The 25,356-nt window shown below is 64.6% G+C and carries 24 protein-coding genes; 19 read left to right on the top strand and 5 right to left on the bottom strand.

All coding sequences use genetic code 11. The features are described from left to right. Positions 1 to 5: 5 nt before the first annotated feature. Both speB and NCT05_RS34095 read right to left on the bottom strand, forming a co-directional pair. On the bottom strand, positions 6 to 956 hold the full coding sequence (gene speB, locus NCT05_RS34100) for an agmatinase (RefSeq protein ID WP_250504401.1): 951 nt from the start codon (positions 954 to 956) through the stop codon (positions 6 to 8). A gap of 113 nt (positions 957 to 1,069) precedes the next feature. Then, on the bottom strand, positions 1,070 to 1,915 hold the full coding sequence (locus NCT05_RS34095; RefSeq protein WP_008345332.1) for a helix-turn-helix transcriptional regulator: 846 nt from the start codon (positions 1,913 to 1,915) through the stop codon (positions 1,070 to 1,072). 201 nt (positions 1,916 to 2,116) lie between these two features. On the opposite strand from NCT05_RS34095, the gene NCT05_RS34090 reads away from it, so the two are divergent. From NCT05_RS34090 to NCT05_RS34040, 11 genes are all read left to right on the top strand, one after another. Then, positions 2,117 to 2,464, top strand: a complete 348-nt coding sequence (locus tag NCT05_RS34090) for a cupin domain-containing protein (protein ID WP_250504400.1) — start codon at positions 2,117 to 2,119, stop codon at positions 2,462 to 2,464. Positions 2,465 to 2,497: 33 nt separating this feature from the next. After that, positions 2,498 to 3,964 carry an NAD(P)/FAD-dependent oxidoreductase gene (locus NCT05_RS34085; RefSeq protein WP_250504399.1) on the top strand — a complete coding sequence of 489 codons (1,467 nt, stop codon included), beginning with the start codon at positions 2,498 to 2,500 and terminating at the stop codon, positions 3,962 to 3,964. A gap of 10 nt (positions 3,965 to 3,974) precedes the next feature. Continuing rightward, positions 3,975 to 4,925, top strand: coding sequence for a LysR family transcriptional regulator (locus NCT05_RS34080; protein WP_250504398.1), 951 nt, complete (start codon positions 3,975 to 3,977; stop codon positions 4,923 to 4,925). An 85-nt stretch (positions 4,926 to 5,010) separates the two neighbouring features. Beyond that, the gene (locus NCT05_RS34075; RefSeq protein WP_250504397.1) at positions 5,011 to 6,549 is read left to right on the top strand and encodes a purine-cytosine permease family protein; all 1,539 of its coding nucleotides are present in this window, start codon (positions 5,011 to 5,013) and stop codon (positions 6,547 to 6,549) included. 180 nt (positions 6,550 to 6,729) lie between these two features. Next, positions 6,730 to 8,787 (top strand): alkyl/aryl-sulfatase, encoded by a 2,058-nt coding sequence (locus NCT05_RS34070; protein ID WP_250504396.1) that lies wholly within the window; start codon positions 6,730 to 6,732, stop codon positions 8,785 to 8,787. 9 nt (positions 8,788 to 8,796) lie between these two features. Beyond that, a complete protein-coding gene (locus NCT05_RS34065; RefSeq protein ID WP_175982406.1) occupies positions 8,797 to 9,324 on the top strand; it encodes a hypothetical protein in 528 nt (175 codons plus the stop codon). A 10-nt stretch (positions 9,325 to 9,334) separates the two neighbouring features. Continuing rightward, positions 9,335 to 10,099, top strand: a complete 765-nt coding sequence (locus NCT05_RS34060; RefSeq protein ID WP_250504395.1) for a bestrophin-like domain — start codon at positions 9,335 to 9,337, stop codon at positions 10,097 to 10,099. A 70-nt stretch (positions 10,100 to 10,169) separates the two neighbouring features. Then, positions 10,170 to 13,430, top strand: a complete 3,261-nt coding sequence (locus tag NCT05_RS34055; RefSeq protein WP_250504394.1) for an adenylate/guanylate cyclase domain-containing protein — start codon at positions 10,170 to 10,172, stop codon at positions 13,428 to 13,430. An 11-nt stretch (positions 13,431 to 13,441) separates the two neighbouring features. Beyond that, on the top strand, positions 13,442 to 13,843 hold the full coding sequence (locus tag NCT05_RS34050; protein WP_008345340.1) for a hypothetical protein: 402 nt from the start codon (positions 13,442 to 13,444) through the stop codon (positions 13,841 to 13,843). Positions 13,844 to 13,892: 49 nt separating this feature from the next. Continuing rightward, positions 13,893 to 14,291: a MarR family winged helix-turn-helix transcriptional regulator gene (locus tag NCT05_RS34045; RefSeq protein WP_008345341.1), complete on the top strand. Its 399-nt coding sequence runs from the start codon at positions 13,893 to 13,895 to the stop codon at positions 14,289 to 14,291. Positions 14,292 to 14,339: 48 nt separating this feature from the next. Next, positions 14,340 to 15,647 (top strand): chloride channel protein, encoded by a 1,308-nt coding sequence (locus tag NCT05_RS34040; RefSeq protein WP_250442137.1) that lies wholly within the window; start codon positions 14,340 to 14,342, stop codon positions 15,645 to 15,647. A 9-nt stretch (positions 15,648 to 15,656) separates the two neighbouring features. Here NCT05_RS34040 and NCT05_RS34035 read toward each other — a convergent pair whose 3' ends face one another. Both NCT05_RS34035 and NCT05_RS34030 read right to left on the bottom strand, forming a co-directional pair. Then, positions 15,657 to 16,985: a type II toxin-antitoxin system HipA family toxin gene (locus tag NCT05_RS34035; protein ID WP_250504393.1), complete on the bottom strand. Its 1,329-nt coding sequence runs from the start codon at positions 16,983 to 16,985 to the stop codon at positions 15,657 to 15,659. Positions 16,986 to 16,987: 2 nt separating this feature from the next. Beyond that, the gene (locus NCT05_RS34030) at positions 16,988 to 17,329 is read right to left on the bottom strand and encodes a helix-turn-helix domain-containing protein (RefSeq protein WP_250457703.1); all 342 of its coding nucleotides are present in this window, start codon (positions 17,327 to 17,329) and stop codon (positions 16,988 to 16,990) included. A 238-nt stretch (positions 17,330 to 17,567) separates the two neighbouring features. Here NCT05_RS34030 and NCT05_RS34025 point away from each other — a divergent pair, with 238 nt between their 5' ends. The 8 genes from NCT05_RS34025 to NCT05_RS33990 all read left to right on the top strand — a co-directional run bounded on the left by NCT05_RS34025 (position 17,568) and on the right by NCT05_RS33990 (position 24,134). Further along, on the top strand, positions 17,568 to 18,386 hold the full coding sequence (locus NCT05_RS34025) for an ABC transporter permease (RefSeq protein WP_250504392.1): 819 nt from the start codon (positions 17,568 to 17,570) through the stop codon (positions 18,384 to 18,386). 24 nt (positions 18,387 to 18,410) lie between these two features. Beyond that, entirely contained in the window at positions 18,411 to 19,415 is a 1,005-nt protein-coding gene (locus tag NCT05_RS34020) for an ABC transporter substrate-binding protein (RefSeq protein ID WP_250504391.1), read from the top strand. 25 nt (positions 19,416 to 19,440) lie between these two features. Continuing rightward, on the top strand, positions 19,441 to 19,932 hold the full coding sequence (locus tag NCT05_RS34015; protein WP_250504390.1) for a MaoC/PaaZ C-terminal domain-containing protein: 492 nt from the start codon (positions 19,441 to 19,443) through the stop codon (positions 19,930 to 19,932). 30 nt (positions 19,933 to 19,962) lie between these two features. Further along, positions 19,963 to 20,805, top strand: coding sequence for an ABC transporter ATP-binding protein (locus tag NCT05_RS34010; protein ID WP_250504389.1), 843 nt, complete (start codon positions 19,963 to 19,965; stop codon positions 20,803 to 20,805). Next, the gene (locus tag NCT05_RS34005) at positions 20,802 to 21,587 is read left to right on the top strand and encodes an enoyl-CoA hydratase/isomerase family protein (protein WP_250504388.1); all 786 of its coding nucleotides are present in this window, start codon (positions 20,802 to 20,804) and stop codon (positions 21,585 to 21,587) included. Before NCT05_RS34010 ends, NCT05_RS34005 begins: the two co-directional genes overlap by 4 nt. Beyond that, the gene (locus NCT05_RS34000) at positions 21,584 to 22,312 is read left to right on the top strand and encodes a hypothetical protein (RefSeq protein WP_250504387.1); all 729 of its coding nucleotides are present in this window, start codon (positions 21,584 to 21,586) and stop codon (positions 22,310 to 22,312) included. The genes NCT05_RS34005 and NCT05_RS34000 overlap by 4 nt, the downstream gene beginning before the upstream one ends. Next, a complete protein-coding gene (locus NCT05_RS33995) occupies positions 22,212 to 23,156 on the top strand; it encodes an IclR family transcriptional regulator (RefSeq protein ID WP_350030112.1) in 945 nt (314 codons plus the stop codon). Before NCT05_RS34000 ends, NCT05_RS33995 begins: the two co-directional genes overlap by 101 nt. 69 nt (positions 23,157 to 23,225) lie before the next feature. Further along, positions 23,226 to 24,134, top strand: a complete 909-nt coding sequence (locus NCT05_RS33990) for an aldo/keto reductase (RefSeq protein ID WP_250504385.1) — start codon at positions 23,226 to 23,228, stop codon at positions 24,132 to 24,134. Here the strand turns inward: NCT05_RS33990 and NCT05_RS33985 are convergent. Then, positions 24,131 to 25,216 carry a LacI family DNA-binding transcriptional regulator gene (locus tag NCT05_RS33985; protein WP_250504384.1) on the bottom strand — a complete coding sequence of 362 codons (1,086 nt, stop codon included), beginning with the start codon at positions 25,214 to 25,216 and terminating at the stop codon, positions 24,131 to 24,133. The two genes, NCT05_RS33990 and NCT05_RS33985, sit on opposite strands and share 4 nt — an antisense overlap. Positions 25,217 to 25,356 lie beyond the last annotated feature (140 nt).

Here is a 25,356-nt window from a genome sequence, read left to right as displayed (position 1 = left end):
ATGGTTCAACGGTACGCGACGCCCGGCATCACGCAGAGCATCTCGAATGCGAGATTCGCGTCGACGAGCGCCGTCGTTCCGGCCTGATCGTAAGGCGGCGAGACCTCGACGAGATCCGCGCCCACGACATTCAGGCCCTTCATGCCGCGCACGATTTCAAGGCCTTGCTGCACGGAAAGGCCGCCGATTTCCGGCGTGCCGGTGCCGGGTGCAAACGAGGGATCGAGCCCGTCGATATCGAAGCTCAGATACACCGGTGCGTCGCCCACGCGCGCGCGGACTTCTTCCATCAACGGCGCGAGCGACCGGTTCCAGCACGCTTCGGCCTGCACGACGGTGAAGCCCTGCTTGCGGCACCAGTCGAAGTCGTCGGCGTGATAGCCCGTGCCGCGCAGACCGATTTGCGTGACCTGATCGCAGCGAAGCAGGCCGTCCTCGACCGCGCGTCGAAACGGCGTGCCGTGCGCGATCTTCTCGCCGAACATCGTGTCGTTGACGTCCGCGTGCGCATCGACGTGCACGACCGCGACCTTGCCGTACTTCTTGTGCAGCGCGCGCAGGATCGGCCACGCGATCGTGTGATCGCCGCCGAGCGTGATCGGGCGACAGCCGCTCGCGACGATCTCGTCGTACGCCGATTCGATCAGCCGCATCGAATCCTTCAGGTCGTAGGGATTCGTCGCGACGTCGCCGATATCGGCCACTTGCAGCGAATCGAAGGGCGCGGCGCGCGTCGCCATGTTGTACGGACGCAGCAGCACCGATTCCGCGCGGATCTGGCGCGGCCCGAAGCGCGCGCCCGAACGGTTCGACGTGCCGATATCGAGCGGCACGCCGACGAAACACGCGTCGAGACCAACGGTGCTCGCCGCCTGCGGCAGCCGCATCATGGTCGCGATGCCGGCGAAGCGCGGCATGTCGTTGCCGCCGAGCGGCTGATTGAGTTCGCGCTGCATCGATACATCTCCCGTCATCGTTGTAAGGACGGGGCGATGTTAGGCGAGGCGAGCGCCGCGCGAATCACGAAATGGAGATGTTCACATCGAGCCGGTTCTATGTGAACGCGGCTTCAGGTGGCGTGCAGACGAGGATGCTCCTGCCCCCACGCGATCAGATCGCGCTTGGTCCGCACGCCGAGCTTCGCGAACGCGCGCTTCACATACGACTCGGCCGTACCGATTCGCACACCGATGATTTCCGCCGCTTCGGGCACCGTGCGGCCCGTGATCAGATGCGTGCAGATCTCGTATTCGCGCTTCGACAGACGCACGCGATCCTCGGCGATGCGCGCATCGAACTGAGCGAGCGGATGCAGGAACGACGTCGGATGCGCGACGCGTTTCGCGGCGCTCGTCGAAGCATGCAGCTCCAGCAGCGGAAACAGGAACTCGCTCACGTTGCGAAAGCGGTTCATCTCGGCGAGCGTGAACGGCGGCGCATCGAGCGCGCGTTCGAGCGCGATGGAATCCTGCGCGTGCGGCGTGCCGCGCGCGAGCACGCATTCGTGCGCGATCGACGCTTCGTCGAAGAGCCGCTGACGGAATTCGCCCGGCGGAATCGCGCCGATATCGCGCACGACGAGCATCGTCCCGACCTTGCCGCGAATGCCCGCGAAGAGCGGATCGCTGTCGTAGAAGCGGTCGTAGTACAGCGTCATGACATCGGAGATGACGCTCGTGTCCATGCCGACGCCGCTGCTGCCGATCCACTCGCAGCGAAACCCCGTGGGCTTGCTGCGATCGACGCGCGAACGTTCGATGTGCACGACATTGAGCGGCACAACTTCATTGAGAAGCAGCGTGAGACGCGGCACGAAATCCGGCGTGCCGACAGCTTCGATGACTTTGCCGAGCGTCTTGAAAGACAGAGGAAACGCGGCTTGATCCTGATTGAGCGGGGGTACGTTGAGCAGCATGGCGCGCCCCAAAGAAAAGGCTGTCCGATTGTAGATCAAGCGCCGCATCGCCCGCCAGACGGGGATTTCGAGGTAACTAGGTATTTACCCGCAGATCGCTGAAACGCGGCTTGTCCCCCCTGCGGGGGGGCATACCGGGGCATGTCGACCCGGTAACTTTGGCGCACCGATTCATTGAAAACGACGCACCGAAGGAAACACATGAGCAAGCTGATTCAGGACATCGCGCCGCTGGGCGCTGGCATCGGGCAATTCACGCAACTCGATTACGGCATGGACGAAAGCGACTGGCGCGCGGCCGAAGGCAAGACCGGCAACTACGTGATCGGCTGGTGGGAAGGCAAGGTCGGCGCCGTCGATTTCCCCGCGACCACCGTCGACGAAGCCGTCTGGCTTGTCGAAGGCCGCATCGCGCTGACCGATATGAACGGCGCGCGCCGCGAGTTCGCGGCGGGCGAGGGCTATCTGCTGCCGGCCGGTTTCGCGGGCCGCTGGGAAACGATCGAGGACGCGAAGAAGTTCTACGTCGTGCTCGAACCGCAGCAATAACGTCGCGCACCGCGCCCAAGGAGGAGACACGTCATGAACGAAAGCGCGCAACTGTTCGAAGCCGACTTCGCCGCACCCGGCGCATCGCGCGATGTGCGCCGCAAGCCGGCCCGACTGACCGTCGAAGAAGCGCTCGCCCGCACGAAGCTCTCTCCCTACTGGCTCGACAATCCCGCCGAGCCGCCCGCCGAACCGTCGCTCGCGGGCGAAACACGCGCCGATCTGCTGATCGTCGGCGGCGGCTTCACCGGCTTGTGGGCCGCCGTGCAGGCGAAAGAGCAGATGCCCGAACTCGACGTCGTGCTGATCGAAGCAGGACGGGTCGCGCACGGCGCATCGGGGCGCGCGGGCGGCATCATCTCGACATCGGTGATGCACGGCCTGCCCAACGCCGTGCGCGTCTTTCCGAACGATATCGCCGAGCTCGAAGCCTTCGGCCAGCGCAATCTCGACGGCTTCGAAGAGACGCTCGAACGCTATGGCATCGACGCCGATATCGAATGGAACGGCGAGATGACGGTCGCCGTCGATCCCGAGCATATCGACCATCTGCGTGCCGATTATGATCTGCACAGATCGTATGGCCACGACGTCACGCTGCTCGACGCCGCGGCCACGCGCGAACAACTCGATTCGCCGCTGTTCGCGGGCGCGCTGTGGTCGCGCAATCGCAGCGGCATCGTGCATCCGGCGAAGCTCGCGTGGGGTCTCAAGCGCGCGGCGCTCGAACTCGGCGTGCGGCTTTACGAGCACAGTCCGCTGATCGACGTGATCGACGAAGGCGCGACCGTCTTCGTGACGACGCCCGCAGGCAGCGTGCGCGCGCCGCGCGTGCTGTTGGGCAGCGGCACCGCGAAAGTCGGCATTCCGGATATCAACCGGCGCGTCCTGCAAGTGCGCGATCACGTACTCGCGACCGAGCCGCTAACCGGCGAGCAACTTGCGCGCATCGGCTGGAGGCAGCGTCAGGGCATCTACGACACGCGCACGCAGCTCAACTATTTCCGCCTCACGAAGAACAACAACATCATCTTCGGCGGCCTCGTGAGTTATCACTTCGATGGCGATCCGAATCCGCCGCGCGATCGGCAGCGCGACACGTACTACCGTCTCGCGGAGGCGTTCTACAAGACGTTCCCGCAACTGAGCGACGTGCGTTTCTCGCACGCGTGGGGCGGTCCGATCGACTACTGCTCGCGCGGATCGGTATTCGCGAAGCGCTATCTCGGCGACAAGGCCGTGTTCGTCGCGGGCTACACCGGCTTCGGCGTGGCCGCGAGCCGCTTCGGCGCGTTCATGGGCCTGAACATCCTTTTCGATCGCGACAGTCCCGAGCGCGCGCTCGACATCGCCAATCGAAGCCCGACCTACATTCCGCCCGAGCCGGTGCGATGGCTCGCCGCGAAAGTCACGTTCCACGCATTCGACGGCGCCGATGCCGAGGGCGGCTGGAAGCGCGCGTGGATCAAGGGCATCAAGGCGATGGGCTTCCCGATGTGAGCGCGACGACATGTTCTCCAATACATCCGATCTCGACCTTCGCCTCGTGCGCGTCTTTCTCGCGGTCGTCGACGCGCGCGGCATCACCGCCGCGCAAGCGTCGCTCGGCGTGCGCCAGTCGACCATCAGCTCGCAGCTTTCCGCGCTGGAGGCGCGCGTCGGCTTCAGGCTGTGCGAACGCGGACGCGGCGGCTTTCGGCTGACGTCCAAAGGCGAGCGTTTCGTGATGTCGGCGCGGGCGCTGATCGGCGCGACATCGCAATTCGTCGCGCAGGTGCGCGACATAGATCGCAAGCTGGTCGGCACGCTGTCGATCGGGTTGATCGGACAGGCATCGCATGTCGAGAACGCGCGGCTCGCGGAAGCTATCGGCGCATTTCGCAAGCGCGATCAGGCCGTGCGTTTCGCGATGCACGTCGCGCCGCCGCAGGAACTCGAAGAAAGCCTCGTCAATCGCGAACTCGATCTGGCGATCGGCTATTTCTGGCATCGCGTCGCGGGGCTGTCGTACAGCAGGCTGTTCAACGAGCGGCAAGTGATCTGTTGCGGGCGCGGACATCCGCTCTTTCATGCGGACCCGCTCGTGACGCTCGACGATCTGCGCGCGCACGACTGGATCTGGCGCAGCTATCCGGTGCCGGAAGAACTCGCGAGCATCGGCGAGCGGCGCGTGACGGCGATCGCGGACAGCATCGACGCGGCCACCGTGCTGATCCTGTCGGGCAGTCATATCGGCTATTTGCCCGCGCATCACGCGGACGCCTTCGAGCAGCGCGGACTGATCCGCGTGCTGGGACGCACCGCGTTCGGCTTCGACGTGCCGCTGCATCTCGCGATGAAGCGCGACATGGCCGACAAAGCCATCGTTCGATCCTTCTGTGAAGGCCTTTTCGGCGTCTATGGCGCGCGCGAGATTCATCACGATGAGCCTGAACGCGCGGTAGCAACGTGCCCGATGTGAACGCCTTGACGACGCCTTGATGACGCATTACGGCGCGCATTCCGACGCAACGGAATGACCGCCGATAACAATGGAGCGAGACAACATGGCAGACAACACCAGCGACAGCACCAGCATCACGAAGATCGAAACCTACGGTTTCGAGCGCATTCCCGACGCTTCGCGATACGCGCGGCCCATCGATCTGTTCCGCCTGCTGTTCGGCGGCTGCAATACGTTTTCGACTTCGGTGCTTGGCAGCTTTCCGGTGCTCGTCGGCCTTTCGTTCGAAGCCAGCGTGTGGTCCATCGTGATCGGCGTGCTCGCGGGCACCTGCATGCTCGCGCCGATGAGCCTCTTCGGGCCGCGCAACGGCACGAGCGATCCGGTGTCGTCGGGGGCGCACTTCGGCATTCATGGCCGCATCGTCGGATCGTTTCTCGCGGTGCTCACATCGGTCGCGTTCTTCTCGCTCGCCGTATGGAGTTCGGGCGATGCGCTCGTCGGCGGCGCGCACGACATGATCGGCTTGCCGGTCAATCCGTGGACGCTCGGCACGGCGTATCTGGTGTTCGCGGTGCTCGTGCTGATCGTCTGCATCTACGGGTTTCGCTTCATGCTGTGGGTGAACAAGATCGCCGTGTGGGCGGCGAGCCTCATGTTCGTGCTCGGCGCATTCGCGTTCGCGAAGCCTTTCGACGTCCACTACGCGGGCACGCTTCAGCACGGCAGCGCGGGCTTCTGGGCGGCGTTCGTCGGCGCGGCGCTGGTCGCGTTGAGCAATCCGGTTTCGTTCGCGTCGACGCTCGGTGACTGGGCGCGCTACATTCCGCAATCGACGCCGCGCCACCGCGTGATGGGCGCCGTGTTTCTCGCGCAGATCGCGACGTTCGTGCCGTTCCTCTTCGGCCTCGTCACCGCGACGATCATCGCGACGCAAGCGCCGAGCTTCATCAGCTCGAACGACTACGTGGGCGGCTTGCTTGCGGTATCGCCGCGCTGGTTCCTGTTGCCGATGTGTCTGATCGCCATCATCGGCGGACTGTCGACGGGCACGACCGCGCTCTACGGCACGGGCCTCGACACGTCGAGCATGTTCCCGAAGTTCCTCAACCGCGTGCGCGCGACGGCGCTGATCGGCCTGCTCGCCATCGGCTTCATTTTCGTGGGGCGTTTCGCGTTCAACCTCGTGGAAAGCGTGGCGACGTTCTCGACGCTCATCTGCACCTTCAGTTGCCCGTGGATGGCGATCATGGTGATCGGCTTCGTGCAGCGCGGCGGTTTCTATCTGGCCGACGATCTGCAAGTGTTCAATCGCGGCGGGCGCGGCGGCCACTATTGGTATAGCCACGGCTGGAACTGGCGCGCGATGGGCGCATGGCTGCCTGCCGCGTTCATCGGGCTGACGTTCGTGAATCTGCCGGGACAGTTCGCCGGGCCGCTCGGCGCGCTCGCGGGCGGCTGCGATCTCAGCGTGCCGGTTTCGTTCGTCGTGGGCGGCGCGCTGTATCTGACGATGCTGCGGCTCTTTCCCGAACCCGACGCCGTTCACGGTCCGCAAGGGCGCCGTCTCGTCGGCGCGTCGCGCGAATCTTCACGCACGAGCGCGCACGTTCCGATCACGGCGCGCGTGCGCGAGGATTGACTTTCATAACGCTCGTCTATTCGAACATTCGGACGATAGATTTAATCCACCGTTGATCCAGCGCTTTTCCAGTATCGGTTCAACACATGGACGTTATTCACGCGTGTGTTTCAGTGCGGATCGCAAAGGCGATCCGAGACGGAATACATCGCGTTCCGGCATTCCCCGACAGGAGACGAGATGTCCGAGCTGAAACATCCAGCCGATGCAGAAGCGCGTCGAGTCTTTCTAAAGAACGTTGCGGTCGCCGGCATGGCGACGGGCCTGTCGGGCGTCGTAGGCGATGCGCTGGCGCAGGCCGACGCGTCGCCATCGGGCGGGACGGGCGCGGCGTCGAAGCCGGCGACGCGCGCGACGCTCGACATCAATCAGCAGTACACCAATTTCCTTTCCTTCGCGGATGCACAGGACTTCGAGGACGCGCGCCGCGGCCTGATCGCCGCGCTGCCCGAACCGGTGGTGATTCCCGGCCAAGGGAATTTTCCGGCCTGGAACCTTCAGACGTTCGCGTTCGTGAACGGCGGCCCGGACAACAATGCGCCGCCCACGGTCAATCCGAGCCTGTGGCGCAACGCCAAGCTCAACATGAATCACGGCCTGTTCACGGTCGTCGAGGGCATCTGGCAAGTGCGCGGCTACGATCTGTCGGTGATGAGCATCATCCGCGGAGATCAGGGTTATATCGTCGTGGATCCGTTCATCACGACGGAAGTCGCGTCGACGGTGTGGAAGCAACTCGTCATTCCGCATCTGGGCGATAAGCCGATCACGCACGTCATCTACACGCACAGTCACGTCGATCACTACGGCGGCGTGCGCGAGCTCGTCAGCGATCAGGATCTGCAATCGGGGAAAGTGAAGATCGTCGCGCCGGTCGGATTCACCGACGCCGCCGTGGGCGAGAACGTCATCGCCGGCAACGCGATGGGACGCCGCGCGAGCTACATGTACGGCTCGCTGCTGCCGCGCAGCCCGACCGGCATCGTCGATGGCGGCCTCGGGAAGACGACGTCCGTCGGCACGATCACGCTCGCCTTCCCGACGATATTCGCGGAGAAGACCGGGCAGAAGATGACGCTCGACGGCGTCGAGATCGAGGTGTTGATGGCGCCGGAATCGGAAGCGCCGTCCGAATTCATGTTCTACCTGCCGAGATTCAAGGCGTTCTGCGCGGCCGAGGACGCAACGCACACGCTGCACAATCTCTACACGCTGCGTGGCGCGAAGGTTCGCGACGGGCTGCTCTGGTCGAAGTATCTGCAGACGTCCATCGACATGTGGGGCGCGGATGCGCAAGTGCTGTTCGCCTCGCATTACTGGCCGACGTGGGGCAATGACCGCATCCAGCCGTTTCTGCGCGCGCAGCGCGACATGTACCGGTATCTCCACGATCAGACCTTGCGGCTCGCGAACATGGGACAGACTCCGCTCGAAATCGGCGAAGCGATTCGTCTGCCCGACAGCCTCGCGAAGCACTGGTATTGCCGCAGCTATTACGGCACCGTTTATCACGACGCGGTCGCGCAATACAACTTGCGTCTGGGCTTTTTCGACGGCGTACCCGCGAATCTGCACAGGCTTCCGCCGACCGAAAGCGGCAAGCGCTACGTCGAATACATGGGCGGCGCGGCGGCGGTCATCAGGAAGGCGCACGCGTCCTACGACAAGGGCGAATACCGATGGGTCGCCGAAGTCATGAATCACGTCGTGTTCGCGGAGCCGCAGAACGTCGCCGCGAAGCAGTTGCTCGCGGACGCCTATGAGCAGCTCGGCTATCAGGCCGAATCCGCGCCGTGGCGCAATTTCTATCTGACGGGCGCGATGGAGTTGCGCAAGGGCATTCAGAAAGTGCCCGCGCCGCAGCCGCAAAGCCCGGACACGATCCGCGCGATGCCGCTCGACATGTTCCTCGACTTTCTCGGCATCCGTCTGAATGGCGAACGCGCGGCGGGCAAGACCGTCACGTTCAATCTCACGCTCACCGACACGAAAGAGCAGGTCGTGCTCGGCGTGGAGAACAGCGCGATCCATTACTCGAAGGGCACGACGTCGGGCGCGGCCGATGCATCGATCACGATGACGCGCGAGAATCTGAACAACATCATGCTCGGCACGACGAACATGCAGAAGCTCGTGATGTCCGGCGAAGCCAAGGTGGACGGCAACAGCCAGCAGCTCGGCGCGTTTCTCACCTGGCTCGACACGTTCGAGTTTTACTTCAATATCGTCACGCCTTGAGGGGCCGACATGTGCGCCATCTGCAACTTCAAGATCGAATTCGGCGTCGGTCATCCGGCGGCGCTGACGGTCGCGGTCGCCGCGCGCAAGGCCATCGAGGCCGGGCTGATCGATCCCGCCGATACCGGGCAAGGGCCGCTCGCCGCGGCGCGCGCGCGCATGTCGGCGATCGATGCGCTGAATCTGCTGCAGGCGCGCATCGAGGAAACGCACACGCCGGACGAGCTTCTCGCGCTGCCGGAGTTCTACGTGTTCCTCGTCGAAAGCGATACGTGGGGGTTCTTTCGCGCGACCGTCGATGGCTTCGATCCCGACATCGTCCCCGAGCTGCCAGACGTGACGGCAACCGACGCATCGCGGCGCAGCAACATCGTCGTGATGCCGGAGGCGGGCTTGCGCGCATGGCTCGCCGGACGGATCGGCGCGCGCGCGGCGCTCGGCGATGCGCTCTTTCACGTCGACGCGCCGGCGCTCGCCGGAACGACGCTGGCGACGATGCTCGCGAGCGCCGAATCTTCCGTGGCCGACGCGCGCTGAAGGAGCGCCGATGACGGTTTTAGTCGATCATCCGGAAGGTTTGTTCGTCGTGCTGCTCGCGCTGTTCATCGGCGCGGTGGCGTGCGGCGCGCACGTATTGCGGCGCTTCGCCGTGCTGCCGCCGGAGGATCGCGAAGACTTCAACATCATCCAGACTTCCACGCTGACCTTGCTTGCGCTGCTCGTCGGCTTCAGCCTTTCGATGGCGGTGAATCGCTACGACTTGCGCAAGACGCTGGAGGAAAGCGAGGCGAACGCGATCGGCACCGAATATGCGCGCGCCGATCTCGTCGATGCCGCGACCGGCGCGAAGATCAAGTCCGCGCTGCTCCGCTATACGAAGCTGAGACTGGCGAACTACACGACGCGCGCGCCCGATGCGCTCGCGACGATCGTCCGCGATACGCCGAATGTCGAAACGGAGCTGTGGCAGCTCGCGACGCAAGTGGCGAAGGATCAGCCGACGCCCATCGGCGCGCTCGTCGTCGCCGGCATGAACGACGTGCTGAACTCGCAGGACTACTCGGAGGCAGCGCGCATCAACCATATTCCGCTGGGCGCGTGGTATCTGATGATCATCATCGCGCTGCTCGGCTGCGTGATGCAGGGCTACGGCGCGAAGGGCAAGCTGACCAAAGGGCTGCTCATCACGATTCTTCCGGCGACGGTCGCGCTGTCGCTCGCGCTGATCGCCGACATCGACAGTCCGAAAGGCGGATTGATCCGCGTCGAGCCGCGCGATCTCACGCGGTTGCTGCAGTCGATCGGAGCGTGAGAGCCATGGCGCGCGTCCGGCTGCGTGCTATCTTTTTGAGTGGAAGCAGATCTTCCGCCCAGGAGAGATCGTGGACGTCGCCGCCTGGCTGCGCAGCCTCGGAATGGAACGGTACGAGCCGGTGTTTCGCGAGAACGCCATCGACGCCGACGTGCTGCGCAATCTCACCGCCGACGACCTGAAGGAACTCGGCGTCGCGCCGGTCGGGCATCGGCGCAAGCTGCTCGATGCGCTGGCCGGACTGCCGCATGCGTCCATCAAACCGGGCGATGAAGGAGAGCGGCGGCAAGTCGCCGTGCTTTTCGCCGACCTGTGCGGCTTCACGCAGATGAGCCGGGAAATCGACGCGGAAGAAGTGCTCGACGTGCTCGATGGATACTTCGAACAGGTCGATCGCATCGTGGAGCTGCATGGCGGCCATGTCGACAAGCACGTCGGCGACTCGGTGATGGCGGTCTTCGGCGCGCCGGTCTCGCATGGAAACGATGCCGAACGCGCCGTGCGCGCCGCGCTCGCAATCGACGATGCGATGCCCGGCCTGTCGCGCGCGCTCGGTCGCGCGGTTTGCGTGCACATCGGCATTGCGGGCGGCGAGGTCGTCGCGAGCGGCACGGGCAGCGCGACGCATCGGGCGTACACCGTCACGGGCGACACGGTCAATCTCGCGTCGCGTCTCACGGACGCAGCCGGCACCGGAGAAATCCTCATATCGGAGGCCGTGCGGCGTCATCTGGCCGAGCGTCTCGATTGCGTCGAACGCGGCGCGCTGTCCGTCAAGGGATTCGCCGATCCGGTTCCGGCATGGCGCATCGCCGGCATTCGACACGCGCCGCCGATCCGGCCGATGGTCGGCCGCTGCGAAGATCTGCTCGCGTTCCGGACCGTGCTCGGCTCGTGCCGCGCGACGGGCCATGGACGCACGATCGTGCTGCGCGGCGAGGCGGGCATCGGCAAGACGCGCCTCGTCGAAGCGTTCGAAAGCGCCGCGCGAGATGCGGGATTCGTCTGTCACGGCGGGCTCGTGCTCGACTTCGGCGCGGCGACCGGACGAGGCGCGATTCAATCGCTCGTGCGCGGACTGCTCGCGCTCGACGATCCGAACGATGACGCAACGATAGGGCAGGGCATCGCCCAGGCGATCGCCGCCGGTTCGATCGATGAAGGCGATGCGCTCTTTCTCGAAGACCTGCTCGACATGCCCATGCCGCTCGCGGATCGCACGGTCTTCGAGGCAATGGACAACGCGATGCGCGTTTGCGGCCGGCGCGATGTCGTGGCGCGGCTCGTTCGTCGCGCGAGCGGCCGGCATCCGCGGGTTCTTGCCGTCGAAGACATTCACTGGTCGGATGCGCCGACGCTGGCGGACCTCGCGGCGCTATCCGCGACGGCGGCGGATTGCGCGGCCGTGCTCGTACTGACCGCGCGCCCGTTATCCGAAACCTTCGACGCGTCCTGGCACGCCGCGCACGGCGCGCCGTATTCGCTCATCGATCTCGGACCGTTGAGCGCAAGCGAGGCGCGCGTCATGGCCGAATCGTTTCCCGGCGCGACGGCGGATCTCGCGGAGCGCTGCATCGCGCGGGCGGCGGGCAATCCGCTGTTTCTCGAACAGTTGCTGAACCACGCGCAGGACGGCGCGGAATCCGGCGTGCCCGGCTCGGTGCGCAGTCTCGTGCAGGCGCGGCTCGACCGGCTCGATTCCGCCGGCAAGACCGCTTTGCAGGCGGCGTCGGTGCTCGGGCAGCTCGTCGAGAAGGATGCAGTCGATTTTCTCGTCGATGAAACCGGCGCGGGCGCCGCGCTCGAATCGCCGTCGATGGATCGCCTGGTGCGACGCCAGGGCGCCGGCTTCATCTTCCACCACGCGCTGATCCGCGACGCGATCTACGACGGGCTGCTGAAAAGCCGTCGCCGCGCGTTGCATCGTCGCGCGGCGCAGTGGTTCGGCGAGCGCGATCCGGTTCTGTGCGCCGAGCATCTCGATCGCGCCGCGGATCGCGCAGCGGCGCTCGCCTATTGCGACGCGGCGCGCGTGCAGGCGTCGGCGTATCGGCATGAAGCGGCGCTTCGGCTCGTCGCGCGCGGGCTCGAAATCGCGGATGCGGACAGCGACCGCGCCGCGCTCGAATGCCTGCGCGGCACGATCCTGCACGACGCGGGCGACATGACATCGGCGCTCGCGGCGTTCGAAACCGCGCTCGGCTTCGCCACGACCGACACGGCGCGCTGTCACGCGTGGATCGGGCGCGCGACGGTGAAGCGCGTCATCGACGATCTCGATGGCGCGTGGGCCGATCTGAATCGCGCCGCATCGGCCGCGACCGCGCAAGGACTGCTGCGCGAGGAAGCGCGCATCCATTTCCTGCGCGGCAACCTGTGTTTTCCGCGCGGCGATATCGAAGGCTGCGTGCGCGAACACGAACGCAGCCTCGCGCTCGCGCAGCAAGCGGGCGACGCGGAACTGGAGGCCGCCGCGCTCGGCGGAATCGGCGACGCGCAGTACATGCGCGGACGGATGATCAGCGCGAACGACGCCTTCAGCCGCTGCATCGAGCTGTGCCGGCGTCACGGATTCGGACGGATCGAAGTCGCCAATCTGCCGATGCACGCGATTACCGCATGGTTCGCGGGCGCGGCGAACGCGGGGCTCGATGCGGCGCTCGCGAGTGTGGCCGCGGCGGAGAAGGTCGGGCAATTGCGGGCGCTCGCGGTTGCGCATCATGCGGCGTTTCACTGCCTGCACGATCTCGCGCAGTGGGATCGCGCGTGGGAGCATGTCGGCCCGGCGCTGCGCTGTGCGCGCGAACTGAAATCGCGGCGCTTCGAAGGCGAGGCGCTCGCGTTGCGCGCGGAATTGCATCGTGTCGCGGGACGCCGGCGCGACGCGCTCGACGATATCGAAGAGGCGCTGTCGATCAGCCGCGAGACCGGCATGACGTATCTGGGCGCCGCGTATCTCGGCGTGCTGGCGCGTTCGACGGACGACGTCGCGGTGTTCGACAGCGCGCTCGCGGAAGGCGAAGCTCTGCTCGCCAGCGGCGCGGTGAGCCACAACCACTTTCTCTTTCGGCGCGACGCGATAGACGCGTGCCTCGATCGCGGACTTCTGGACGCGGCCGCGCATCACGCTGCGGCGCTCGAAGATTACGCGCGACGCGAGCCATCGCCGTTTTCGGCATTCGTCGTGGCGCGGGCGCGCGCGCTCGTCGCGCATGGCAAGGGCGACCGGAAAGCGGCGTCGACGGATGCGCTACAGCGGCTCGCGCAAGAGGGCAGGAAGCGCGGCTTGCTTTACGCGCTCGCAGCAATCGATGACGCGCTGCGTCGATGAGGACGGCGATCATGTGGAACGAATGGACGCGTCGAATCAAGGTCTTCGTTCAACGCTTCTGGCAGCCGACGAGCGCATGCATGACGTGCATGCCCGGCAGCTGGGGCAATATCGCCAGCGCCGCGCACTGGATGGTGGCGTTCAAGACCGGCCTTCTGACCGGACTGCTCGCGCTGCTTCTGACCTTCACGCCCGCCGCGAAACTCTACGGAAACCGGTACGGCAATGCGGCGCTCGTCGGCGTGCTCACCGCGATCGGCGACGCGTATGCGCATCCGGGCCACTATCGTCTGCCTTACGTCGAGCATGTGCTGACGGGCGCCGTCTCCATGCTTCTCGCGCTGCTCGCTTCGTATCTGTTCGAGGACCGCGCGCGGCGCCTTCGGGTGGCGTGGCGACGCGTGTTCGGGTAGCCGGCGTCGTATGATCCGCGAGCAAGCCAATCTCGAATCAGGATCGCCAATGTCATCGAGCATCAACAAGCAGGATCTGGAAGCGATGTCGAGCTTCCGTTACGAGCTGCGCAAGTTCCTGCGCGTGTCGGAGGAAGTCTGCAACGCGGCCGGCATCACGACGCTTCAATACCAGTTGCTTCTGCATGTACGCGGATTTCCCGAACGGCGCTGGGCCACCGTGGGCGAGCTCGCGGAACGGCTGCAGGCCGCGCCGAACGGCACCGCGGCGCTGGTGTCGCGATGCGAGACGGCGGGACTCGTCACGCGCAAAACCGACAAGACCGATCGCCGTCAAGTGCAGGTTCACCTCACCGCGAAGGGCGAGCGGTGCCTGCTCAGGCTCGCTGCAGAACACAAGGCGCACTATGGATCGTTCGGCTGGGTGTTCGGTCCGCAGGAAGTGTGATGCAACTTTTATGTCACAATGTGCCTTAAATTTTAGGCGACTTCCCCGATGCACATTCCTGGATTCATCGACCGGCGCACCATCCTGCGCGCGCGCAGACTGTGGCTGCATTACGGCGTGTTCTGGCTCGGCGCGATCGCGACCGGGCTCGTCGCGGTCATGTATGCACGGCTGATCGACTTCGGGTACGACGCCTTTCTGCGCGTCGTCGCCGTCTACTGGTGGTTGCCGCTGCTGCTCACGCCCGCAATCGGCGCGCTCGCTGTCTGGCTGACGCGCCGCTTCTTTCCCGGCTCCGAAGGCAGCGGCATTCCGCAGGTCATCGCGATGCTGCACGACAAGCGCGAGCTCGGGCCGCGCCTGCTCACGCTGCGCATTCTCGTCGGCAAGATCGCCATATCGTTTCTGTCGATTCTCGGCGGCTTCACCATCGGGCGCGAAGGGCCGACCATCCATGTGGGCGCGGCGCTCATGTTCAGCTTGCGCCGCTTCTATCCCACACGCTTGCGCAACATGCGCGGCGGCGCGCTGGAACGCAATCTCGCGCTCGCGGGTGCGGCTGCGGGATTGTCGGCGGCGTTCAATGCGCCGCTCGCCGGCGTGGTGTTCGCCATCGAAGAGCTCACGCGCAGCTTCGAGCAGCGCACGAGCGGCGTGCTGATTACGGCGATCATCTTTGCCGGCATCGTTTCGCTCGCGCTGCAAGGCAACTACGTCTACTTCGGCACGATCGATCTCACCGGACACTTCCCCGAATCGCTCGCGCTCGCCGTCGTTTTGCTCGGCGTGGTGACGGGCATCGCGGGCGGCATCTTCTGCTGGCTGTTGCTCAACACGGAGCGCTGGATGCCGGGCCGTCTCGTGAGCTGGCGTCAGACGCATCCGGTGGCGTTCGGCGCGGCGTGCGGGCTCGTCATCGCGGTCATCGGCGTGGTGGCGGGCGGCCATACCTTCGGCAGCGGCTATGCGGAAGCGCGCGGCATGCTCGAAGGCCACACGGAAGTCGGCGCGAGCTATCCGTTGCTGAAAATGGCGTCGATGGTCGGGTCGTATCTGCCGGGCGCGCCGGGCGGACTTTTCGCGCCGTCGCTCGCGATCGGCGCGGGCATCGGCAATGCGCTGCATCTCGTGTTCGGCAACATGGAATTGCCGATGCTGATCGCGCTCGGCATGGTCGGCTATCTCGCCGCCGTCACGCAGAGTCCGATCACGGCGTTCGTGATCGTCATCGAGATGATCAACGGTCACGCGCTCGTGCTGTCGCTGATGGCCACCGCGCTGATTGCGAGCCAGGTGTCGAAGCTGTTCGCACCGCCGCTCTACGAAGCGCTCGCGCAGAAGTACATGGGCAAGTGACGCCGCGCGTCACGATGCGAGCTTGCGCGCGAGGCGGCGCATGCCGTCGAAGATCGTCTCGGCGACGTCCATCGGGAAATCGCGTGGCAAGCGTGCGGCCACTTCGTCGATGACGTGCGGCGTGCGCGCGCCGAGTTCATCGATCATCGTTTCGACATCGTTCGCGGCAAGGCCGACGCGCCGCCCCTGCGCGATCCAGTGCCGCCGCTGAATCTCGCCGATCAGATAGTGCGCGTTCTTGCTGCGCACGGCCATCGCGAGGCGCACGCGTTGCGCGGCGAATTGATTGGCCCGCGTACCGATGACCGGATGCGCCGAGAGCACGTCATAAAGCGGCGTCGATTCATACCGGTTGCCGGGCAGATGCGCGATGCTGAAGTTCTTCGCGTGACCATCGCTGGCGGCGAGTATCCAGAAGATCATCTGCGTGCGAAAGAAGCGAAGACGGTCCTGTGCGGCGTGCGTCGATCCGGCGAGCACCTCCATGATCCGTTCGATGCCGGGACCGCCGTCCGACTCGTACTTGAGCAGCGCTGGCGTGCCGGTGGCCTGACACATGTCCTCTTGCGGCAGGCGCAGGATCCACGATTTGTCGCTCGACAGACGGCGATCGAAGCGCTCGACGACGAGCACCTTCTGATCGTCGAAGCGTTCCATTTCGCATCGCGCGATGGGCAGGCCGAGCGCCGCGACGATCTTCGAGCAGAGCCATTCGTTCTCGACCGATGTACGCATGTCGGCGCGCATGTTGCCGACGAGCCCGAGCGGCAGCTTGAAGATATGCGTGGTCGGCGTGCTGCCTTCGGGCAGAAGCCAGCGCTTGCCGTGACGCAGAAGCGCGGTCTTTTCCTGCGCCCCGGCGATGGACAGGCGCAGGTCGTCGACCGTTTCGTGCTGGCCGAGTTGCGGCGCCGATGTGGTCTTGCGCAACAGACGCGCGATCTGCGATGCGGTGAGCGCACGGCCTTTTATGGTGTCGAGATCGACGGGCGCTTCGCCGGGCGGCAGCATTTGAAGGGCGCCGACGCAATCGCGGCCCAACTGCGCGAGCAACTGGAACGGCGCCGTGCCGCCGGTGCGGAATCGCGTGGCGATGCGGCGGCGGATCGGCTCGCTATCGGGCAGGAGATTATCGAAGAAGTCGGTGACGACTTGCCCGCGCCACGGCTGATTGCCCGGCGTGAAGGGCAGCGACAGCGATAGCGGACGGCCTTGAGGATCGGCGATCCAGTCGTCGCGATAGACGAGGCGTTCGCCGGCCGCGCCTGTTTCCCAATGCCCGACGGGCAGGCCGTTCATCCACAGGTCGAGTCGGCCGGATTGCGTGCGGCGCGCCATGTTTACCAGTTCTCCCGTTTCTTCGAGGCCGCAGCGGCGGCCGTGGCGCGCTTGCGTGCGGGGCGCGCGGCGGTGGCCTTGGCCGCGATGGGCGGCGGCGGGTGTATCGACGCGGCTTCGCTCGCCTTTTCCGCTCGCGTGAGCGCGAGTTCCACGTCGAGCACGCGTAGAACCTTGAAGAGACGTTCGACGCTCACTGCTGCCGGATTGGCTTCGAGTTGCGCGTACGTCTGCTGCGTAACGCCGAGACGCGCCGCGACCGCCGCTTGCGTGAGGCCCGCCGCCTTGCGAAAGCCGATCAGGATCGGCCTGAGCTGGCTCAGTGTTTTCAGCGAATAGTCCATCGCGTGCTCCTACAGGTTTTGATCTGTAAAGCCATTTTACAGCCTCTGAGTTGTTAAGCATTAAAACAGATCATAGCCTGTAAATCGAGCGTGCCCGTCGATGCCTTGTCCTTTGGGTTTGTCCCAATGGCCTCGTCGTCAAGATTGAACGACATTCAATCTACGGACGGCGCAAAATCTTCCGACGAAATGCCGCCCCGCGCAGACCAACGTAGTTCTCGACCCACGGAACGTTCTTATGGCTCACGCATCGGCGCACGGCACGACTGTCAATCCGCCTTCTCTCGCTCTCCGGCGAGCGCGGCGCATCGGCTGGCTATGTTTGCCGCCCTCGACTTTCGTCGCGCTCATCGTCCTGTGGGCGGTGGCGATTCCCCTCTTCAAGATTCCGCCTTATCTCGTGCCGAGTCCGGGCGGCGTCTTCGGACGCATCATCACCGACTGGCGCGATATCTGGTCGAACTCGCTGATCACGCTCACCGAAATCCTGCTTGGCTTCGGCCTGACCGTCGTGACCGCGATTCCGCTCGGTCTCGCCATTGCGCTCTCGCGCGTGGCGAAGCAGATCGTCTATCCGCCGCTCATGTTCATGCAGCTCGTGCCCAAGATCGCCGTCGCGCCGCTTTTCCTCGTGTGGCTTGGCTTCGGCATGGAATCGAAGGTGCTGCTGACCGTGCTCATGACCTTCTTCCCGCTCTTGCTCGCGAGCATCAGCGGCTTTCAGATTCTCGATACGCGTCTGCTGTATCTGACGAAGTCGATGGGCGCATCGTCGTGGCAGACGTTTCGTTTTCTTCGGCTTCCCGCTGCGTTGCCGGTCATTTTCTCGGGCATCAAGACATCCGCGACGATCGCTTCGACGGCGGCCATCGTGGCCGAATTCGTCGGCTCGAATAAAGGGCTTGGCTACGTGCTTCTGAAAGGCACGAGCACGATGGATGTCGAACTGACGTTCGCCGTGCTCGCGGTGCTGACGCTGATCGGCATTGCGATCAACTATGTCGTCGAGTTCGCGGAATGGGCCATGACGCCCTGGCAGCGCGCGAAATTCAACTAATCCAAATACAAACGGAGCGCACACATGCATACGACCATCGGCAAACTCGCTTCGGCCACGCTGGCTCTCGCTCTCGCGGCGGGCGTCTGCGGGAAGGCCGTCGCCGATACCGAGGTTCCGTTTCAACTGAACTGGACTGCCGGTGGTCCGAACGCAGGCTTCGCGGCGGCCGTCGCGGAAGGCTTCTACAAGCAGGCGGGACTCGACGTGAAACTCACCGAGGGCAACGGCTCCGGCAACACCGCGCAGCTCGTCGCGAACGGCCGCGCCTCGCTTGCCTATGCCGATGCCGTCGCGGTGAGCCAACTGATCGCGAAGGGCGCGCCGATGCGCGTGATCGCCACGATCTATCAGTCGAACCCGAACGAGGTATCGGCGCTGAAGAAATCGGGCATCAAGTCCATCAAGGATCTGACCGGGCGCAAGGTCGGCGTGCCTTCCGGTTCGTCGCAAACGACGATGCTGCCCCTGTTCCTCCAGGCAAACGGCCTGAAGGAATCGGATGTCACGCTCATCAACATGCCGGTATCGAGCATGGTGCCCGCGCTGCTGCAAGGCCAGGTCGATGCGATTCTCGGTTCGATGGATTCGTATCAGCTTCAACTGGAAGCGCAGGGCGCGGAGCTCGTGAACTTCCGCTTCGCGGACTACGGCGTGCCGACCGTCAGCACGTCGATCTTCGCGACCAACGATTACCTGAAGAGCAATCCGGATGTCGTCAGGAAGTTCGTCGCGGCGAGCCTGAAGGGCTGGAGTTTCGCCATGGACAACCCCGACAAGGCGGTGAAGGATCTCAAGACCGTGTTCCCGAACGTCAACGAAAAGCTGGCTGCCGCCGAACTTGCCGCGATCACGCCGTTGTTCTGCAGCGGCGGCGCGAAGAGCGTCGGCAAGGCAGAGGATGCTTCGTGGACAAAGACGCAGGAACTGCTGTCGCAAGTGAAGCTGCTTCCCGCCGGGCAAGACCCGAAGAAGTACTACACCGACGAGTTCCTGCCGCCGGCGAACCAAATGCGCGCGTGCAAGTAAATCACAATGATACGGATACCTGAACATGACTGAAGAGCGACGCACCGGATACCGCTATTCGGATCTACAAGAAGGCATGCGGTTTCGCAGCCCAGGACGCACTATCACCGACGCGGACCTCGTGGGCTTCGCCGGAATGACGGGCGACTTCTCGGAACTGCACACCAGCGACGTCTACGCAAAGAACAGCCAGTTCGGCCGGCGCGTCGCGCACGGCATGCTGGGGCTGGCCTACGCTCACGGCCTGATGTGGGCGCGTACCGGCGAACTACGCGAAACCGCGATTGCCTTTCTCGGCATCAACGACTGGAAGTTCGTCGCGCCGCTCTTCGTCGGCGATACGATGTTCGTCGACTATTCGATCAAGGAACTGCGCGACAGCAAATCGAAGCCCACGCAGGCCATCGCGCTCTTCGACGTGAAAATCGTGAATCAGGACGGACAAGTCGTCCAGCAAGGCACCAAGGCGCTGCTGTGCTCGAAGGTTCCGCTCGCCGCCGTCGAAAAATCCGCCTGACCCGATCACATTATGACCACCGAAACGATCATGCCGACAACCGCAAGCAACGACGTGACGCCGGCCGGCGTGCCGATTCGCATCGACGGCGTGTCCAAGATTTTTGGCGAGGACACCGACAAGCCGTTCCGTGCGCTCAAGGCACTCAGCATCAATATCGAGGCGGGAGAATTCGTTTCCGTCGTCGGTCCGTCGGGCTGCGGCAAGAGCACGCTCATGCTGATGGTCGCGGGCTTGCTGGAGCGCTCGGAAGGAACCATCGTCGTCGGCGATCGCACCGTCGACAAGCCCGTGACCGATGTCGGCATTGCGTTTCAGGATCACTTGCTGCTCGACTTTCGAACCGCGATGGAGAACGTTCTCCTTCAGGCCGACATCCGTGGCCTGCCGCGCGAAAAAATCGCGGCGCGCGCTCGCGAGTTGTTCGCGCAACTGCGGCTGCAACATGCCGTCGACAAGTATCCGAGGCAGCTTTCCGGCGGCATGCGTCAGCGCGTATCGCTGATTCGCACGCTCGTCCACGATCCTTCGCTGATCCTGATGGACGAGCCTTTCGGCGCGCTCGATGCGCTCACGCGCCTTCAAGTGCGCATGGATCTCGAAGCGCTGTGGATGCGGCGGCGTCCGACGGTGCTCTTCATCACGCATAGCGTCGAGGAAGCTGTCGGCCTATCCGACCGCATCTTCGTCATGAGCCCGACGCCGGGTGAAGTCGTCGATGAGATCGTCGTCGAGCTGCCGCGTCCGCGGCCTATCGTGCTCGGCGATGCGCCCGAGTTCGCTCGTTACGTGGACACCATCTACGCGCATTTCGCGCGCATGGGCGTGCTGCATGGCATCGAGGTTCCGCGGGCCAGCGCGGAGCAGGCATGAACGAGGCATCGGAAGGCGGGGTGATCGTGCGGATCGATGGCCGTATCGCGGAGATCGGTTTGGCGAACGGTCCGCTGAATCTGGTCACGCGCGCACTGCTGCGCTCGCTGAACAAGGCCATCGACGAACTCGAAACGCGCGGCGATGTGCGTTGCGTGATCGTGCATGGCGGCTCGGCGCGCGCGTTCTGCGCGGGCAGCGATATCAACGAGTTCGCGGACATCTTCGCGGACGCGAGCGAGAAGAAGATTCTGTTCGAGGACATGGTGTTGCGCCGTCTCGCACGCCTGCCGATGCCGACGATCGCCGCAATCGATGGCCCTGCGCTCGGCGGCGGTCTCGAACTGGCGCTCGCATGCGATCTGCGCGTGTGCCGCGCGGGCGTGACGCTCGGACTCACCGAATCGCGCCTCGGCGGCCTCGCGGGCAATGGTTCGTTGCGGCTGACGCGTCTTATCGGTCCTGCGCGCGCGAAGGAACTGCTTTTCACGGGCACGACCATCGGCGCGGAAGAGGCGCTCTCGTGGGGTCTCGTCAACCGGATTGCAGAGAACGGTTCCGCGTTGCCGGCGGCGCGCGAGCTCGCGAAGGCAATCTGCGCGCGCGGCCCGCTGTCGAACCGGTTCGCCAAGCAGCTCGTCGATGCCGCGCAGGATCAGCCGCTCGATGCAGCGTTGTCGCTTTCAACCGTCGTTCAGCAAAAGATCTTCGACAGCCGCGATCTTCACGAAGGCGTCGCAGCGTTCTTTGCCAAACGCGAACCTGAGTTTCTCGGACGATGAATCTGCAAACAGATCAAGATGCGGGCAACGCGATGGCGCCCGCCGCGCTGCTGGGAAGCGGCATCGTTCTCGTGTGGAACGACATCGACGAAGCGGGGCGCGAGCAGTTCTACGAATGGCACGACAAGGAGCATATTCCCGAGCGGCTCGCGATTGCCGGCTTCAGGCGCGGCCGGAGGTTTCGCAAGGCGGGCCATTCGCCCGAATGGCTGACGATGTACGAAGCCGCCGATCTCGACGTGATGAGTTCGCCCGGCTACATGGCGCGCCTGAACGCGCCGACGCCCGCGACGACGAAGACGCTCACGTATTTCCGCAACACGTCGCGCGCGGTCTGCCGGCCCGTGTTCAGCGTCGGCGAGAGCTCGGGCGGTCATGTGCTCGCGATCCGCATCGACGGGGCGTCTTCATCGGACGTGACGCCTGAAGCCTGGCTGCGCGATGTGGCCTTTCCGCAAGCGATGTCATCGACCGGTGTGCTCGCGTGCCATCTGTTCGCATCCGATCAGGCGAGCTTTCTCGATACCGAAGAGTCGCGCACCCGCGCGTTCGATGTGCCCGCATGGATCGTGCTCGTCGAAGCATCGACGGAGGAAGCCGCCGAACGGGCGCGCGAATTCATCGATGCCCCGCAACTGCACGACGCCGGATTGCGGCCGAGACGCGACGCCGCCGTGTACGCGCTCGAAATATGCCGGCTCGGCGTGTTATCGCGTTCGACCTGAATTCAACCTGGCCACCGGAATCACCATGTCGCACATACCAGCAGAGCGGTGCCTGGACATAATCAGCCTTCTTGCCGAGGGTGCAAACACCTTGCCCCTCGGAGAGATCGCGGAACGTCTGTCGTTGCCGAAGAGCGGCGCGCATCGGCTGCTTTCGACGCTCGTCGATCTCGGCTGGGTCGCCAAGGAACCCGACACGAGCTTCTATCGGCTGACGATGCGTCTCGCCGTCATGGGCCAGCGGTTCTACGCGGCGACCGGCATTCCGATCATCTGCCAGCCGATTCTCGACCGGCTCGCGCAGGAAACGCGCGAGTTCGTGCGCCTCGCCGTCGCCGATGGCGACACGCTCGTCTGGCTCGCACAGGCGCAAGGCGCGACTGCCGGCCTCATCTATCAGCCGCCGAGTTCCGCGACGGGAAGAGTCACCGTTTATTCGACGGCGACGGGCAAGGCGTGGCTGTCCACGATGCCTCGCGAACGCGCCATCCAGATCGTCACCGACATGGGCTTCGGCGATGCCGATCGACAAGGCCCGAACGTCGTCAGGTCCATCGACGATCTCCTGAAGGAACTGACGCTCACGGAGCAGCGCGGTTATGCGATCGCGGTCAGCGAAGCGGAGCCCGGCGTTTCGGCGCTGGCGGTGCCTGTCCGCGTGAATGGCGTCGGCCCGGCACTGGGCACGGTCAGCGTTGCAGGTCCGAGCGTGCGCATGACGACGGCGCAAATCGAAGCCATCGCGCCGCGGTTGCAGAGCACCGCGGCCGAACTCGCCGGGCTTTGGCCGCTGAGACCGAGCGGCACTGCGCTGCCTGACCGGAGAGCGGCGAGAGTGGCGTGATCGTATTACGCATCGCGAAGTCGATGCAAGGCGCGCGAACTTGACCGAAGGTGTGACCGGCCATAAAACATGACGGAAAAATATCGAACCGCAACGCTTTCGGCGGGTGTCGAGCTGTCGCGCGTCGTCGCCGGCATGTGGCGCGCGATGCGCTGGAACATGAGTCGCGAAACGCTCGCGGCGTTCATCGAAGAATGCGTCGCACTGGGCGTGACCAGTTTCGATCACGCCGATATCTACGGCGGATACGAAGCGGAAACCTTCTTCGGCGATGCGCTGGCGTTGCGTCCCGGTCTGCGCTCGCGTATGCAACTGATCACCAAGGCGGGCATCATGCTGGTATCGCCGGCGCGGCCCGCGCATCGCGTGAAGCATTACGACAGCAGCGCGGCGCATGTGCGGGAGAGCGTCGAGCGTTCGCTGCGTGCGTTGCAAAGCGAGCGCGTCGAACTGTTTCTGCTGCATCGGCCCGATCCGCTGATGGACGCGGAAGAACTCGCGCTCGAGATGGAGCGTCTGATTAGCGAAGGCAAGGTCGGCGCGTTCGGCGTATCGAATTTCATGGCGCGCGATTTCGATGCACTCCATGCACGCATTCCGCTTGCGACGAATCAGATCGAACTGTCACCGTTCATGTCGGCGCCGCTCGAAGACGGCACATTCAGCGCGCTGCAAGCGGCGCGCGTCACGCCGATGTTCTGGTCGCCGCTCGGCGGCGGCAGATTGTTCGACGAGCGCGATCCCGTCGCAGCGCGCGTGCGTGAGACGCTGCAAGCGATACAGCATGAACGTGGCGTGACGAGTTGGGTGTCGATCGCTTATGCGTGGATTTTCAGGCTGCCGTCGCGTCCGATAGCGATTGCGGGCACGCAGCGCATCGATGGCATGCGCGACGCGGTGAATGCGCTCGATATCGAATTGACGCGTGAAGAGTGGTACGCGATCTGGGAGGCCGCGCGCGGTCGCGAAGTGAACTAAGCCCGCACGCGACGCGCTTTCGGCGGCGGACCCGAAGACGCCCGCACGATGATCTCCGCCTCGCATTTCACGCTGCGCGCGCTGCCCTTCTGCGCGAGCTCGGCGAGGATCATGCGCGCGGCCTCCGCGCCGATCTGCGCGCTAGGCACGCGCACCGTCGTGATCGGAATCGGCAGTTCGGCCATCAGTTCGAAGTCGTCGAAGCCGACGAGACTGAGCTGATTCGGAATGTCGTAGCCTTTCTGCATGGCTTCGAGCATCGCGCCCATCGCGAACGAGCCGTTGCCGCAGATGACGACCGTCGGCGGTTGCGGCGTATCCATCACTTGCGAGAAGAGTTGGCGTCCGACACGAGCGCCCCAGAACCCTTCCACCATGTGCGCCGCCGAAATGCCCAGCCCGTGTTCGGCGAGCGCATCGCGCACGCCTTCACGCCGCGCGCGGGCGCGGTCGTTCGAGTCGGCGGTTTGCGACAGCATCGCGAAGCGGCGATGTCCGAGTCCAATGAGATACGTCGTGAAGTCGAAGAACGCCTGATGATTGTCGATGCCGACGCACAAGGATTGCGCGCCCTCGCGATACGCGAACGTGTTCACGAACGGCACCTGCCGCTGCGCGAGCAGCGCGTAAAGGTCCGGATGATGCGCCTCGCCGACGAGCACCACGGCATCGACGCCGCGTTCGAGCATCGTGCGAACCTGCCGGTGCTCGCGTTCGGGATCGTATTGCGAGCAGCCGAGCAGCAACGTGTATCCGACCTGCTCGAACGCTTCCTGCAAGGTCTGGATGGCGGTAGCGAAATGCTCGTTGGCGAGCGTGGGAAACACCGCGCCGATCGTGCCGGTGCGTTGCGTGGCGAGCGCGCGCGCGGCGGCGTGCGGCACCCAGCCGAGATGATCGATCGCGACCATGATGCGCGAGCGCAATTCGTCGGACACGACCTCGGGATTGTTCATCACCCGCGACACCGTAGCCGACGAAACGCCCGCGAAGCGCGCGACGTCGCGCAAGGTCACGCCGGACGCGCGTGGCTTCTTGCCGGCGTCGGCGTCTTCGGTCGTCGTCTTCTTGCTCTTGGCCATGATCGGGGTTCGTGCGGAGTGGGCCGATTATAGCAATGCGCCTGCGCTGCAAACGGTGCGTTCATGTTACCGGTTACAGACGCCTCCTGCCAACTCGCGAATGCCATGGAAGAACGACGATAGTGGTATTCCCTGAAACC

The sequence above is a fragment of the Caballeronia sp. AZ7_KS35 genome (assembly GCF_023631045.1).
In the GTDB taxonomy this organism is placed as follows: domain Bacteria; phylum Pseudomonadota; class Gammaproteobacteria; order Burkholderiales; family Burkholderiaceae; genus Caballeronia; species Caballeronia zhejiangensis.
Note: the sequence above shows the minus strand (reverse complement) of the source record. Positions and strands in the feature narration are given on the sequence as shown.

What these genes read in the sequence shown, in the direction of transcription:
- NCT05_RS34020 (WP_250504391.1), top strand. Translation starts at nt 18,411, where the DNA reads ATGCATACGACCATCGGCAAACTCGCTTCGGCCACGCTGGCTCTCGCT.
- NCT05_RS33990 (WP_250504385.1), top strand. Translation starts at nt 23,226, where the DNA reads ATGACGGAAAAATATCGAACCGCAACGCTTTCGGCGGGTGTCGAGCTG.
- NCT05_RS34080 (WP_250504398.1), top strand. Translation starts at nt 3,975, where the DNA reads ATGTTCTCCAATACATCCGATCTCGACCTTCGCCTCGTGCGCGTCTTT.
- NCT05_RS34065 (WP_175982406.1), top strand. Translation starts at nt 8,797, where the DNA reads ATGTGCGCCATCTGCAACTTCAAGATCGAATTCGGCGTCGGTCATCCG.
- NCT05_RS34095 (WP_008345332.1), bottom strand. Translation starts at nt 1,915, where the DNA reads ATGCTGCTCAACGTACCCCCGCTCAATCAGGATCAAGCCGCGTTTCCT.
- NCT05_RS33995 (WP_350030112.1), top strand. Translation starts at nt 22,212, where the DNA reads ATGCCCCGCAACTGCACGACGCCGGATTGCGGCCGAGACGCGACGCCG.
- NCT05_RS34050 (WP_008345340.1), top strand. Translation starts at nt 13,442, where the DNA reads ATGTGGAACGAATGGACGCGTCGAATCAAGGTCTTCGTTCAACGCTTC.
- NCT05_RS34090 (WP_250504400.1), top strand. Translation starts at nt 2,117, where the DNA reads ATGAGCAAGCTGATTCAGGACATCGCGCCGCTGGGCGCTGGCATCGGG.
- NCT05_RS34060 (WP_250504395.1), top strand. Translation starts at nt 9,335, where the DNA reads ATGACGGTTTTAGTCGATCATCCGGAAGGTTTGTTCGTCGTGCTGCTC.
- NCT05_RS33985 (WP_250504384.1), bottom strand. Translation starts at nt 25,216, where the DNA reads ATGGCCAAGAGCAAGAAGACGACGACCGAAGACGCCGACGCCGGCAAG.
- NCT05_RS34000 (WP_250504387.1), top strand. Translation starts at nt 21,584, where the DNA reads ATGAATCTGCAAACAGATCAAGATGCGGGCAACGCGATGGCGCCCGCC.
- speB (WP_250504401.1), bottom strand. Translation starts at nt 956, where the DNA reads ATGCAGCGCGAACTCAATCAGCCGCTCGGCGGCAACGACATGCCGCGC.
- NCT05_RS34015 (WP_250504390.1), top strand. Translation starts at nt 19,441, where the DNA reads ATGACTGAAGAGCGACGCACCGGATACCGCTATTCGGATCTACAAGAA.
- NCT05_RS34035 (WP_250504393.1), bottom strand. Translation starts at nt 16,985, where the DNA reads ATGGCGCGCCGCACGCAATCCGGCCGACTCGACCTGTGGATGAACGGC.
- NCT05_RS34025 (WP_250504392.1), top strand. Translation starts at nt 17,568, where the DNA reads ATGGCTCACGCATCGGCGCACGGCACGACTGTCAATCCGCCTTCTCTC.
- NCT05_RS34075 (WP_250504397.1), top strand. Translation starts at nt 5,011, where the DNA reads ATGGCAGACAACACCAGCGACAGCACCAGCATCACGAAGATCGAAACC.
- NCT05_RS34070 (WP_250504396.1), top strand. Translation starts at nt 6,730, where the DNA reads ATGTCCGAGCTGAAACATCCAGCCGATGCAGAAGCGCGTCGAGTCTTT.
- NCT05_RS34085 (WP_250504399.1), top strand. Translation starts at nt 2,498, where the DNA reads ATGAACGAAAGCGCGCAACTGTTCGAAGCCGACTTCGCCGCACCCGGC.
- NCT05_RS34010 (WP_250504389.1), top strand. Translation starts at nt 19,963, where the DNA reads ATGCCGACAACCGCAAGCAACGACGTGACGCCGGCCGGCGTGCCGATT.
- NCT05_RS34040 (WP_250442137.1), top strand. Translation starts at nt 14,340, where the DNA reads ATGCACATTCCTGGATTCATCGACCGGCGCACCATCCTGCGCGCGCGC.
- NCT05_RS34005 (WP_250504388.1), top strand. Translation starts at nt 20,802, where the DNA reads ATGAACGAGGCATCGGAAGGCGGGGTGATCGTGCGGATCGATGGCCGT.
- NCT05_RS34045 (WP_008345341.1), top strand. Translation starts at nt 13,893, where the DNA reads ATGTCATCGAGCATCAACAAGCAGGATCTGGAAGCGATGTCGAGCTTC.
- NCT05_RS34030 (WP_250457703.1), bottom strand. Translation starts at nt 17,329, where the DNA reads ATGGACTATTCGCTGAAAACACTGAGCCAGCTCAGGCCGATCCTGATC.